This is a genomic window from Bradyrhizobium sp. NC92 (genome assembly GCF_025200865.1).
Lineage (GTDB): Bacteria > Pseudomonadota > Alphaproteobacteria > Rhizobiales > Xanthobacteraceae > Bradyrhizobium.
Genome location: NZ_CP104171.1, coordinates 580,215 through 592,707 on the forward strand (window position 1 = coordinate 580,215; position 12,493 = coordinate 592,707).

Consider the following 12,493-nt stretch of genomic DNA (forward strand, 5'->3'; position numbering starts at 1 on the left):
GCGGAAAAATGGACCGACTGATTCGGAGTCGCCAATGCCGTTCGAAAAGCCAGATGTCGACAAATGGGCGCGAACCAAAGCTCTGGAGGTGAACTGCTTCGACGGATTGGCGATCGGCGACGCGTTTCGTGGGCACGTCTTAGAAGACGAAGAGGTCGCTGAGCTAGGTCGGAAGGCATTAGAAAAACGACCCGTCAATGCAGAGGTCTTTTCGGAAGGGCGGTTTCCAGGACCGCCGTTCGGCTTTCACTGGTCCTTGCACCTAACCGCGCAATCTATTGCTTCCGCTTTCGTTAGCCTGCCCGTGATCTTCATAGGTCAGCCGTTGCCGAGCCCTTCTGACGAGGAGATTGCCGTTTCCCGTAAGCTCGCTGAACGGATCGGCTCGTTCAAAACTCTTCTTGTACGTGGCGAGCTCATTGCTGTCGGCACCGCCGCAGCTACAGGTCTGGAGGCGCCCATTGGTAGGGGCCAGTGGTCGCGACCAGACCTCTTGCTAGATGTCGAGAACAGTGCGGTTTGCGAGATGCGGGATCATCGTCCGGTGGCCGTTTGGACAGGAGTCTGGCTTCAGGTCCCCGAGGAGCCGGTAGTGATCCCGCAACCGTCCGTGGGGGAATCGGAGGCGGCTAAACCGACAAAGGCTCGAAAGCAGATCCAGACCAAAGACAAATCCCGCCGCCAGTGCGTAGATTGGCTGTTTGCCATGATGTCGGATCCTACAATCGAGCCGATGACTAACGAGCAGCTCTGGAACGAGGCGATACCCAAGTGGCCGGAATCACTTAGCAAGCGAGAGTTCACGAGATGCCGAGCCCGTGCCCTGGATAGGCTGAGCGAAGAACAGCGGTATCTTTGGGAGCGCCCAGGACCCCGCCGTAGGCAGTCGTAATTCTAATCACCGCACTTCGAGATCGCGGCGGCTATTTTCAGTACTCCAACGTAGCCAGTCTTACTGCATCAAAAACGATGCAGTACCGACATGCCCATCGAGAACACACAAAAAGACCTTGACGCCCTGCTGAGAGAGCAGGAGGCGGCAGACCTGTTGTGTCTGTCCATCCGGACGCTCCAGTCGTGGCGTATTCGCGCCGCGGGCCCGCCCTTCGTTCAGGTCGGCCGAGCTGTTCGCTATCGGCGGCGTGACCTCATCGCTTGGATTGATGCCAACACCTGCCGCGGCTCGGTGGAGCGTCAGCCGTGAAGAGCAAGCCCCAAATTTTGGCCGAACTGGCTGAAGAGCCGCGAGAATATTCCGTTTACTTCGGTCGAGAGCGGCTCGGCCGATACGTCCAAGTCGACAAGAAGACGTTTGAGGCATTCGGCAAAGACGATCGCCTCCTAGGGACCTTTCGGAAGGAAAAAGAAGCCCGCAAGGCTATCTATGCGGAAGCGGATGATTGCCCATGAGTTGGCAGGCAACAGCTTGGGCAATCAAACAAAACACTGGTTCGACACGCCGTAAGGCTCTGCTTCTGGCTCTAGCCAACTACGCAGATCCGAATGGTGTGTGCTGGCCTTCACAGGAACGCCTTGCTGGGGACACCGAGCAGTCAGTCGATTCCATTCAACGGCATTCGATCGCTCTCGAGAGGGCCCACCTTATCAAGCGTGAAATCATGCCGAAACGCCGTGGGCACTACGCTGGCTACCGCTATAAGCTCGCTATGCCCGATCCCCGTTCAGCCAACAGCTTTGATCCCAACAAGCTGCGGCCCGGCCAAGCCGCAAAACGTCGGCAGACCACGCCGCAGGACTTGCGGCACAAACCTTCATTAGAACCTTCATATGAAAATTCAGATGCAAAGGCTCAGGTGGAGCGCAGGGTGAGGGCCTTCCAGTCGCAAGAGGAGCCGTTGGAGGTCGTTCAGAATCGTATCGCTCGGCGGATTGGCTCAGACGGCTGGCTTATTCTCGGCGATATGAACGATCACCAGCGGTCCCACCTCTCAAAACTGGAGCGTCAGGGGCGGTTGGATGATAAGACGCTTGGCGAGGCAGTGCTTGCTGCCCGCTGCGCTGCTCACAGGTGAGGTCAACGTCCGCGGTGGGGGGTGGTCAAAAGTCTAGAGGCTCCTACGCGGGACCGGTCTTCCTGGTTCGCACGCAAAAAGTTCAGAAATAAAAACAAAAAGCCCACTTTGACTAAACAGGGAAAAGTCCTAGCCGGGTGAAGAAAGAACCCTGCGCTGTAATCATGGGCGACTTTACGGCATGTTTGTAGCGCGCAATGGCGACGTTGCGGCATCTGCCACGATTTCGCCTCTGACTGGTCAGCTAATTCCCCAGTGTCAGGAGCGATTCGCGCGAGGCATCGAGGTGGCTGATTTGAAGCTCTGGAATGGGCTGACGCGGCGGGAGCAGCGAATAGTCGTCAAGCTTTTCGGCGGCGGGTCGACACAGAATGACAGTCCCAATGAGACAGTCAACTTATCGCAGCTCGGCCTCATCACCGAAGACGGATTAACCATCGCCGGGGTCGAGGTATTCATTGCTGCGTTCAAGGCCCAACGTGAAGCACGCTAGTCAGAATCGATGATGTAGAGCTGGGCCGTTACCGGGAATTGCGGGGCCGGGCAGCAGTTCCACTATTCCTCTATATGCGGCTCGAAAATCTGTTCATCGCGCTCAACGTCTGAATTCTTGGATCGACATCCTGCAGATAAATGGTCGTTCTCAGGAAATCGATTTCTGCTACTTGGTGAGCCTCGTCGACATCGATGTACCAAGATCTCGGCCTTCCATCTGTGCCGTCGCTCCAACGATAACCTCGCTTTTTCAACGTGTCTTTTAGTTCGAAGGGCGATTGTTCCGCCCATATCCGAATTGTCTTGCGCCGAGCGCGTTCGAGGAGAATAGCGAAGGCCGATCGAAGCTGGTTTGGTACGTTTGTGGACAAAATTTCAATCAAGGCCCGGCAATCGTCGATTGCGCGATGCGCTTGGTGAAAGAGGCCCACGCCGGCCAATAAGTAGCCCAGGCGCGATCCGTCAAATCCGTGCCTACGCCATTCGATTTCCGTCGCAGAGCATGCCCACGGCTTCCGCTCAAAAACGGGCCAATAGCGCTCGGCAAATTTCCGATCAAAATTTGCATTGTGGGCGACGATGATCACAGCGTCCGAGACAAACGCCGAAACCGCATTCGGATCGATCCGATGCCCCAACACCATTTCGTCCGTAATGCCCGTGAGCTCGATGATCTCGTCGGGGATCGGATTCTGAGGCTCGTTGAAGGATGAAAAGAAATCGGTGATTCGTCCAATCCTGTCATCTGGCAGATAGTCGAATTTCACCATTGCCAGCTCGATGATTTCGTCTTTCGCTGTATTCAAGCCGGTGGTTTCGACATCCAGCAGAATGCCAGTCTTTGTTGCCTGTCCGTCGCATGGAGTGAATTCTGTCCGGGGCACGAGCCGACGAAGAACCCGATAGTCCTGGGACTTCGATAATATGTCGGCCATTGCTGCTAAATTGATCTCGTTCGACATCATATCAACCAAAAATCAGGCGGAAGCGCGCGAAACACAATGAATGGTGCCTTTTATTCGAGCTCGATCCAAGAGCTTGTCGATCTAACCGCAGACGCCATTCTGGGACGTCTCGCCAAGCAGAATCCCTTTGCACTAGAAGCGCTGCAGCGCAACGCTTGGCTGAGCCAGATCGAGCTCGCGCGGGCTCAATTTAGTGGGCTCGATGGTTGGATTGCATTTGAGTTTGCGATCCCGCGCATGGGCAAGCGTGCCGATGTGGTGGTGACTACGGCGGGAATCGTTTTCGTCATCGAATTCAAAGTGGGCTCGGATCAGTTCGAAGCGGCAGCCCTCGATCAAGTTGTCGACTATGCCCTCGACCTCAAGAACTTCCATGCTGGGAGCCATGATCGGCGAATCGTGCCGATCGTTGTGGCGACGATGGCGGCGAATCCATCCGTTGAGCTCGCATGGCAAAATGACGGAATCGCAAGCCCGGTCAAATCGAATGGGGATAATCTGCGAGAAATCCTCGGGCGTGTCGTGCGTGAGATACCAAAGCAGGCTGAGTTGGACGGCGCCCAGTGGTCGCGGACTGGCTACAAGCCCACGCCCACAATCATTGAAGCCGCGCAGGCGCTCTACCAGGGCCATCGAGTCGAAGATATTACGCGCTCCGACGCCGGAGCTAAAAATCTAAGTCAGACGGCAGTATGCCTTGCTGACATCATCGAGGATGCCAAGGCTCACCGACGCAAGGCGATCTGCTTTGTGACGGGAGTGCCGGGTGCCGGAAAGACCTTGGCAGGCCTCAATCTCGTGACACTTCGGACGAAGGCTCACGAGGAAGAGCATGCCGTCTTCCTGTCCGGCAACGGCCCCTTGGTGGAGGTGCTGCGCGAGGCACTCGCACGGGACGAACACGCGCAATTAAAGGAGCGCGGCGAGAAGAGTAAGAAGTCCGACGCGCTCCGGAAAGTCAAAAGCTTCGTTCAGAACATTATGCACTTCCGCGACAGCAACCTCGTCACCTCTGAGCCTCCGATCGAGCGGGTTGCGGTGTTCGACGAGGCGCAGCGGGCATGGGACGCCAAGCATCTGGCAAACTTTATGAGCCAGAAGAAGGGGCAGACGAACTTCCAGATGTCTGAACCTGAGTTTCTCATAAGCGTCATGGACAGGCACGACGGCTGGTGCACAATCATATGTCTCATAGGCGGAGGACAGGAGATCAACGCCGGTGAAGCGGGCCTAACCGAATGGTTTTCCGCGCTCCAGCGAAGCTTTCGGAGCTGGAAAGTCTACACTTCGGAACAACTAGCCCATCGAGACTACCATTGGGGGCAAGATCTACCGGCACTTCTCGCAGGGCTTGAGAGCCAATCTCTGCCGGCGCTTCATTTGGCGGTCTCGGTGCGATCGTTTCGTGCCGAAAAGCTCTCTGCGTTCGTTGGCGCCCTCGTCGCTGGGGAGGCCAAAGAGGCTAAAGCGCTATACCAGGCGATTAAGGAGACCTATCCGATCGTCCTGACGCGAGAGCTCGGCCACGCTCGGCAATGGCTCCGAGATCGTGGGCGGGGTTCGGAACGCATTGGTCTAGTGGCCTCGTCGGGCGCATCGCGCCTGAAGCCTGAGGGACTCAACGTTCACGAAAAGATCGAAGCAACGACGTGGTTCTTGAACGGAAAAGATGATGTTCGCTCGTCCTACTATATGGAGGATCCTGCAACCGAGTTCGATATTCAGGGCCTGGAGCTCGATTGGGTGGGGGTGTGCTGGGATGCTGATTTTCGGTCGGTCGATGGCAGGTGGCAGTTCTATCGGTTTTCCGGCACGCGATGGCAGAACGTCAATGACGACAACCGCAAGATCTATCTGACCAACGCTTACCGTGTGCTGCTGACACGCGCGCGACAGGGGATGGTGATCTACATTCCGAGGGGGGATTCGATTGACGCCACCCGTCCACCAGCCTTCTACGAAGGAACGGCCGCGTTCTTAGCGGAGTGTGGGTTGCCGCTGCTTGACCGAGCAAACTGAGCAGAGTGAAAGTCGGTCGCTGGCCGACTTCTTCCATAACGTCGAATACGCGAATCGCCACCCAGCTCGAATGTTCAAACCGCGCCGCTGGATCCGCGGGGGGCCAGTTCCGATCATTCGTCGAGCCAGGCCTCAATCTTTGGTTTGAGAACAGCGCAAGTGCATACAAGCGCCGCCGTAAGAATAAACGTGACAGACAGGGGTATCATCGCGCGCACCGATATGCTGCCGTCGTTAAACCCCGCGATGCCCGGATCGTTCACATGGAGCTGGACCTATGGTTAAGGCGCGACGCCAACCGGGTCAAAATCGTACGAGGCTCGTCTACTCCTTGGGTCCTGCATCTTCCTTCTCGCCGGTCGCAACGATTTGCAATGTCCCATCCGCAAGTGGCCTCTGTAGGGCCTCAGCTTCCTCCCAAGGTGCTCGGAGCCACACGTCGTATTCCTCGGGCTTTGTCAGGATGACGGGCATGGCTTTGGGATGAACGCGCTTAACCTCCGCGTTAGGCTCGCAGGTGAGGAAGCCGAACACATCAGTGGTAACTTCACCTTCCTTGGCCTTTCGAACGCTCGTCCAGTTCGTCCAGAGCCCGGCGAAGGCGATGAGAGGCCGGTCTTCGCTGAGCGCAAACCACACCGGCACCTTCTTTCCGTCGATAGTGTCGTACTCGCTAAAGGACGTGAACGGCACCAAGCATCGGTGCTCGGGAACTAACCAGCGCTTCCAGTGCGCGCTACTGACGTTCCGGATATTGGTGGTGCCGCTGTCGGGCTCCATCTTCAGTAGCTCCTTGAAGTCAACCGACTTGCCCTTCGATTGAAGCTTTTCGGCTCGCTTCTTGGTAGCATCCATCAAGGCCTTTTGCGAAGACGGCATGCCCCACCGGGCCATGACGATTGCCCGGCCATTCGCGGCATTGCGAACGATTGGTGCGGGATAGTCCGGGAAGATGCCAGGCATGCTCGGCAAGTTGCCAACGCTGCTGTTGAGCGCTTCGAACAAGCGCCGGATCGCATCGACGTTTTTCGTCATCGAGTAGAGATTGCACATTCTCATGTATCCTGATCGAACTGCCGCGGCCGCGGCCCCAGCTGCAACAACGTTGCGGTCGGCCTACGGCCAGCCTTGGCACACTTGCTACAACGAAGACGGCTGGCAAGATCGTGGACATGGGTTGTTGGCGGATGACGCAAAGAGGCCAAGTCAACTTCTCGCTTCGTCTTACAGCGAGAGCATTCGATTTCGAGCCATGCGTACCCACCATTCACCGCCTGGTCGATCGATGGCGAAGAATCGATCGGGCCACCGTCAGCCCACATGCGCTCGTTCCAGCTTTGGCAAAGAAGTTTATCGGCGGTCTGGATTAGGGCCTCGCCTTTGGCCCGGGCTTCCGACGATTGTGCGGCAAGGATTGTCGTCATTGCCCTCGCTTTCCCCAACTCCTTCGATAGAGCCTTCCGGCCGCCTCCTGAGAGCGGGGTCGGGTGGTGTTTTGGAGCCATGGGCCGTCCCCCTGGCTCAATCAGGCCACGTCAAACGACGGCCAACAGCCATCCTCCTCATGGCGTCCTGTCCTTTGCGTACAGGTGTTGTCGAGGAGGCGCTGACCAACGTTTCTCCAAGTTGCGTCCGGGCCATACAGCCGAACAGCGTCAGCCTTCTGAATCTCGACCGTCCTGGCACACCGCCGGCAGCTCACCCTCAGAATATGTCGAGCGATCTGGCCTAGTCGCTTTCCTTCCTCTGAGACGACGGGCTCGGCCTGTGCGCGAGGGTCATCGAGGAGTGCTTGCCAGTATTCAGCAGGGAGGTCCTGATTCGGTGTCAGGCCGACTGGAGTTGACCGCTAAGGGCCAATAGGCGACGTCGACAACCGGTCACGGCTTCGATTGCGCCAACCCTGAAAATGGTCATCGCCACTTATCGCCGAGACCGCAAGTGGCCACAAATCGGGTCGCGAGGCTGCCTCTGGGGACCGAGCTGTTTGACTGGCGGCTCTGCTATTTGGACAGCCGCTGGCGCAAGGCGAAGCCATCCAAATCGGGAAAAGCGGATCTCGCCGCGCGACCACGGAGTATGTTGCCAGCTGTTCGTATGGCTAAGCTCCTGATTAGGCCCAGCTGGTTTTCACTCGGAGTATGTTGGCCGTGGGTTGAAAGTACACCAACGAGGGCGCCGGAGTGGGTCATGAGCGGGGTTGATTGCACGGCCTTGAACCCGGCTCGTCCGGCGATGTCCCGAAAAGGCAGAAATCGGAGATCCATTGTGACGTCATCGAGAATGACGGGCTGCCGGTTAAACAGCGCACGACCGCAGCGCACCCGTCCCTGATCGTTACACGACGAAAGCAGTCGAGAAAGTCTTCCGAAAACCCCTGCTGAGCCATGATCTCCAGATGGCCCGTCTTCCAGTCGATCAGTTGAATGTTGCCGAGCTTTTGGCCGGTAATAACCAAAGCCTCGCTCAGAGCTGATTGTAGGAGCGGCAGTTCCGAAACGTCATGCATCATCGCGCGGGCGCGCTGCAGCGCCAGATGATCCTGTCGAAGTGAATTGGTCAGTCGATACAAGTTGGGATGTGAGGCCATGCTTAAACCTGCCATGCTGCAAGTCAAAGCGCTGTATCAAATGGATCTAAAGCGAACTGGAGGAGGTGAGTCAGTACTTTTCCTCGGTCCAAGTCTGGTCACCGCACGCGCACTTAAACATGCGAACGGTTCCACCAGAAACGGGATTGAGAAAAGACCGCACCTCCTTCAGGCTCTTGCCGCAAACATTGCATAAGCGGGACTGGCGGTGGGCGTAGCGTTTAAAGACTTGGTTGTCGAAATCCTCCGGCATCGCAATGTCTCGCGTTGCGATACGGTAATTGCCAAAGTGAACTTTGGTTCCAACTATTCGGGTGGTTGCAGGCCGGAGGAATGAATCCAGTCATTGATATGAGCGCCAGTCTCCGCGATCCTGGCCCGCCTCAGGAAGTCTTCCCGTTCCTTCCCGGGAGGAAGCTGACTGGCTTGCTCTGTGAGTGCGGCGGCCAGTTCGGCCATTCGGTCGTCAAGGGAACGAGTTTGGATCACTCTACGGCGCCCGGTCACATCGGTGCTCCTTGAGCCGTTAACGACGGATTCTCAATGTGCGCACGTACAAACAGTTCCCAAACGAGGTACGACACTCGCGTCCGAGTTAGGACGCTCGGGGTCAAATTACTGATCCCCAGGTCGAGAACTTGAACAATTTGGGTACGTGACTGCCTGATGGCCGGGTAAGCTGTTCGGGCTAAGGTCCAACAGGCGACATCGCAGGCCTGATCTGAAACAGGCTGCCAGGTCTACCGAGCGGGAACCCGGCGAGGGGTGACCGGGGCCCTTGTACTACCGGAACAGCGCCTCCCTCATGGCCGCTCGGTAAATGCTGGGCATAAAAAAAGATCTCGGAAAATTGTTCCGCCAGGCGAGGCGGGCGGCAGCGTTACTCTTTCGGAGGTTTGTTCCGCACCAGCTCAGTGTAGCGGTCTGTCTTGGCGATGTTCCGCCAATTGCGGATCAAGAGGTGAACGGTCGCCTCGGCCTGGCTCCCCGCCTAACAACAGATCCTTGCATTCCTGCATGTGCACCCGACAATTCTCCGAGCTGTCATGTCTTGCTTCGGCAAGTGCTCTACGCCGGATGAACGGGAGCAACGTCCGAGAGGCGGCCTTACCAGTCAGCTTTGGGCCAAAGTGCGAAGAACTCAACGTGAGCAAATCTGGTCGCTATGCCTTGGTGAGCGCACCTCGTGGCGAGGCGCCACCACTCACCGATGGCCAAGAGGCGAAATGAGTCGGCGTCACGCAAAAAAGTAAATGCCCTGCCGAGGAAGTGATCGGCGCCTCTAAAGGCATGCACTTCCGGTTGAACCTTCACGCGGTACCGACGACCCACGCAAACGGGCTGGGAAACGGAGGTTTCCATGGCCAGTTCCAATGGACGCCCGGCGTATCCTTATCGGTTGATCGTAGCGCGCGTGGTGGGATTGTGTACGGTCACATTTTTCGGCATCAACACAGCCTCTTCACATGACCTGATGCGGCCAGAACTGAACGCTTGGTTCAAAAGTCTCAAGAACGAGGCAGGTGAGCCGTGCTGTGATGGTGGGGACGGTCAATATGCGGAGGCCGAGTGGGATGTGGCAAAAAATGGCTATAGAGTTCTTCTGAAACATCCTCATCGGCTAAACGAACCCGGGCAGTGGTTTGACGTGCCAAACTCTGTCGTGCTCCACCGCCAGAACCTCAGCGGCAGGGCGATGGTTTGGTGGTGGCCGACCTACGCCGATGGAAGAATGACTCCTATGTGGCGCTGCTTCATTCCCGGACCGGAGGGATGATCCTCTCCCCTGGGAAACAATTGCACCGTAAGTCCGCCATGGGTCAAAAACGGTAATGTTCTAGCTGAGCGGAGAACTTCTGCTTAGCCACCAGGAGCCGACTTCGGGCGCCTTTGTAATTTTTTGGCTTTGCTCACGGCCCTCCGGGTTCGGCTGTTTAACCAGGCCAGCATCGGCCAGCGCGGGGCCGACAAGCCATTCGACGAACCGGCGACCGACAGCCCGCGCATCGCTGCGGCGCGCTCCAGGGCTGCCCTTGCGCGAGTTTGGAATCCATAGTCGGTGTGCGGTACGGTCTTGATCCATTCATCCGCGCGCTGCTCTCGTTCCTTCAATGCAGCCCGATGGGCCGCCCACCGCGCTATACGGAGCGGGACGCGCAACGATATTCTAGGCGCCCAAGCCGTTGGTCAGTTGGTGTCTGGAGAACAAAAAGTCGCGCCGACAGGAATGGGCGCGACTTTTATCGAATAGCCAAAGACGAATAGGAATGATGCCCTCGGCTATTTCTCTTTGATGACAGTCGTGCTGCTACTACCAACTGTGCCTTCCTCGCAGACTTTGGTCTGCTTGATGCGATCTTCGGCTTCCACGCGGCTCTTGAAGGCCAGCGGACCGATCTGTGTTATGACCTCCTTGTCCGCCGGACGTGTCGTGGTAACGGTGCATTGGCGGTTCGGACCCTGCACTACATAATACTCATCGGCCAGTGCCGGGGCGGCGCATCCGATGATTAATGCGCCCACAAGAAGAAGTGGTGCCTTCATTGTCGCCTCTCTCTGTTCAAGTGCTGCCGACCGGCGCGATCACGACCGCTCATGCTCCATCCAGTCTGCGGCTCTGTAACTCATTGCGGACTGCAAGAGTTCCGAACGGCCACGTCTGTGGTGCAGATACAAGTAAGACCCAAGGGATCGCCTCAGAATTCAATTCACGCGCCTGGAACTCCCCTATTACGTGCTCGCGTCAAAATACCAGAGTGGTAGAATACAAGAATCGCACAAGCAGAGTTCATCGTGAGTGCTGCAAGGACCGGCGACGCGCGAGCGATGAACATCTTGCGCGAACTGCACGAAGCCGAGACGGAGCTAGTCGGCAAGACTGTCGTTTTGATCGACGGCAAGGCTGGCATAATTGATCATGTCTTCCTCGATGATGAGCACGGACTTCGCATCTCGGTCGCGGGACATAAAGTCGCTGGCCGATTTCGACGGTGAAACACATTGAGGGCTAATCGGCCGTGTGCCCGGTGGCGGCGTACCCCTCCCAGCAGCGCGCTCAACGACCTGCGATCAATCAGTGAATGGTTGACTTCACCGGGTCTGCCGCTTGATCGAGAGCTGTATTCTCCTCGGCCTCTCGCACTCGCCCTCGAAGGGTCTCAAGTTCGGCAAGCTGAAAAAGAAGCGCCTGAGCACGCAGGCACAGGACAACGCGGTTCAACGCCCGACTACGGCTAGCCATTGCACGCCCCCGATGTTTGAAGAATTGGCCCATTGGTCGATTGCAGGAGTTTTCTCACCCAGCCGGATCAAGCGAGCTGATTGAGCTAGCGACGTTGCATTCCCGGAAGTGGGACGACAGCTCAAGCTCAGCCAAGTGCTCCCAGCATTCCGCGTCCGCGAGGAGTTTCCATTTGTTCATGCTGTTGTACGCGGCCTGTTGACGGCACAGCGAACCCATCGCGCGTAAGCGTCGCACCTTCTCCACTGCGAACCTCCTTCGGGCTTGTTCCTCGCAAGCCATTGTTTGTGTCGGATTGAAAGTCTCGCAAATTAGATTGACGAGTGAAAGTCCGGTGTTTGACTGGTTTAATGACAGCGCAATCGTCTGACTTTTCAACGGCGCAGTGTTTTCAGAAGGCGCTTGATTGCATCCAATGCTTCGATCGACGTTTGGCCGCGCTGGTCGAGGCGGCAAGCGCGGCCTGCGAGAGGGCATCGTGATCACAACAAACACGTTGATCAGTAGCCATAGCCCAAGAAGTAGGAGAACAGGCCGCACGCGAACCGCCCGAAAGATTAACTAAATATAGGGGCGCTCCATGTTTCGCGCGATGCGAGCGCTGGCACCGCGCGGGACAATGATGACCGCTCCAGGGTTGCCCTGCGCGAGTTTGGAATCCTAATCCCAATCGGAAAATTGTTCTGCGAGCTGCACATTGAGGGCCTCTGTCGAACGCCGAAGGGCGCTGCAAAAAACATCCTGCAGCGCAGCTACGGAACAATATTACAGCCGGGAGCTTTCGCGGAACGAAACGGATCGTCAGTCTTTCTCTGGCCGTGGGAGGTGCACATGAATTCTCAGTCCATAGAAGGCGCCTGTGCGTTCGCTTGGCGAAACTACCTGCTGCTTCACAGCGGCATCAGCGAGAACGATACTCGGTGCTCCGCCCTCTATCGCTACGTCGTCAATCTTCGTGATACCGGCGAAGACGATTTCGATCTCTTGCAAGTAGCGGCGGTCGCTTACTTGAAAAAACTGGACGAACTGCACGACGACCGATCGGCGAGACTCGCGGTAGATCAAATTTTGGCCGAACGTTTAGAGTCACGCAACGCACAGCCCGCCACTTACTAGCTTCAGGCAAGCAACATTAGAAGGAGAGAGCAGC

General features: G+C 56.9%; 15 protein-coding genes. 9 read left to right on the forward strand and 6 right to left on the reverse strand.

The features are described from left to right. The first annotated feature begins 34 nt into the window (after positions 1-34). From N2602_RS02690 to N2602_RS02710, 5 genes are all read left to right on the forward strand, one after another. Positions 35-892 carry a hypothetical protein gene (locus tag N2602_RS02690; RefSeq protein WP_260381673.1) on the forward strand — a complete coding sequence of 286 codons (858 nt, stop codon included), beginning with the start codon at positions 35-37 and terminating at the stop codon, positions 890-892. A gap of 90 nt (positions 893-982) precedes the next feature. Further along, positions 983-1,204, forward strand: coding sequence for an AlpA family transcriptional regulator (locus N2602_RS02695; protein WP_260381674.1), 222 nt, complete (start codon positions 983-985; stop codon positions 1,202-1,204). Then, a complete protein-coding gene (locus N2602_RS02700) occupies positions 1,201-1,410 on the forward strand; it encodes a hypothetical protein (protein WP_260381675.1) in 210 nt (69 codons plus the stop codon). Before N2602_RS02695 ends, N2602_RS02700 begins: the two co-directional genes overlap by 4 nt. Continuing rightward, positions 1,407-2,033 carry a helix-turn-helix domain-containing protein gene (locus tag N2602_RS02705; protein WP_260381676.1) on the forward strand — a complete coding sequence of 209 codons (627 nt, stop codon included), beginning with the start codon at positions 1,407-1,409 and terminating at the stop codon, positions 2,031-2,033. Before N2602_RS02700 ends, N2602_RS02705 begins: the two co-directional genes overlap by 4 nt. A gap of 286 nt (positions 2,034-2,319) precedes the next feature. After that, positions 2,320-2,526, forward strand: coding sequence for a hypothetical protein (locus N2602_RS02710; protein ID WP_260381677.1), 207 nt, complete (start codon positions 2,320-2,322; stop codon positions 2,524-2,526). A 70-nt stretch (positions 2,527-2,596) separates the two neighbouring features. On the opposite strand, the gene N2602_RS02715 is transcribed toward N2602_RS02710, so the two are convergent. Further along, the gene (locus N2602_RS02715; RefSeq protein WP_260381678.1) at positions 2,597-3,493 is read right to left on the reverse strand and encodes a 3'-5' exonuclease; all 897 of its coding nucleotides are present in this window, start codon (positions 3,491-3,493) and stop codon (positions 2,597-2,599) included. A gap of 36 nt (positions 3,494-3,529) precedes the next feature. Here N2602_RS02715 and N2602_RS02720 point away from each other — a divergent pair, with 36 nt between their 5' ends. Then, complete coding sequence (locus tag N2602_RS02720) at positions 3,530-5,512, forward strand: DUF2075 domain-containing protein (protein WP_260381679.1); 1,983 nt, start codon at positions 3,530-3,532, stop codon at positions 5,510-5,512. Between the two features lie 324 nt (positions 5,513-5,836). Here the strand turns inward: N2602_RS02720 and N2602_RS02725 are convergent, their stop codons facing one another. The 4 genes from N2602_RS02725 to N2602_RS38880 form a co-directional block, all read right to left on the reverse strand. Further along, positions 5,837-6,565 carry an SOS response-associated peptidase gene (locus tag N2602_RS02725; protein ID WP_260381680.1) on the reverse strand — a complete coding sequence of 243 codons (729 nt, stop codon included), beginning with the start codon at positions 6,563-6,565 and terminating at the stop codon, positions 5,837-5,839. Between the two features lie 2 nt (positions 6,566-6,567). Further along, positions 6,568-7,017, reverse strand: coding sequence for a hypothetical protein (locus tag N2602_RS02730; protein ID WP_260381681.1), 450 nt, complete (start codon positions 7,015-7,017; stop codon positions 6,568-6,570). A gap of 20 nt (positions 7,018-7,037) precedes the next feature. Beyond that, positions 7,038-7,343: a hypothetical protein gene (locus N2602_RS02735; protein WP_260383831.1), complete on the reverse strand. Its 306-nt coding sequence runs from the start codon at positions 7,341-7,343 to the stop codon at positions 7,038-7,040. A gap of 172 nt (positions 7,344-7,515) precedes the next feature. Next, positions 7,516-7,836, reverse strand: a complete 321-nt coding sequence (locus tag N2602_RS38880; RefSeq protein WP_409241883.1) for a GAF domain-containing protein — start codon at positions 7,834-7,836, stop codon at positions 7,516-7,518. 1,626 nt (positions 7,837-9,462) lie between these two features. On the opposite strand from N2602_RS38880, the gene N2602_RS02750 reads away from it, so the two are divergent. Beyond that, entirely contained in the window at positions 9,463-9,879 is a 417-nt protein-coding gene (locus N2602_RS02750) for a hypothetical protein (protein WP_260381684.1), read from the forward strand. Between the two features lie 503 nt (positions 9,880-10,382). Here N2602_RS02750 and N2602_RS02755 read toward each other — a convergent pair. Further along, the gene (locus tag N2602_RS02755; protein ID WP_260381685.1) at positions 10,383-10,646 is read right to left on the reverse strand and encodes a hypothetical protein; all 264 of its coding nucleotides are present in this window, start codon (positions 10,644-10,646) and stop codon (positions 10,383-10,385) included. A gap of 282 nt (positions 10,647-10,928) precedes the next feature. Between N2602_RS02755 and N2602_RS02760 the strand changes: the two genes are divergently transcribed. Together N2602_RS02760 and N2602_RS02770 are read left to right on the forward strand one after the other, a co-directional pair. Then, complete coding sequence (locus N2602_RS02760; RefSeq protein ID WP_409241884.1) at positions 10,929-11,096, forward strand: hypothetical protein; 168 nt, start codon at positions 10,929-10,931, stop codon at positions 11,094-11,096. A gap of 1,078 nt (positions 11,097-12,174) precedes the next feature. After that, positions 12,175-12,459 carry a hypothetical protein gene (locus tag N2602_RS02770; protein WP_260381686.1) on the forward strand — a complete coding sequence of 95 codons (285 nt, stop codon included), beginning with the start codon at positions 12,175-12,177 and terminating at the stop codon, positions 12,457-12,459. Positions 12,460-12,493 lie beyond the last annotated feature (34 nt).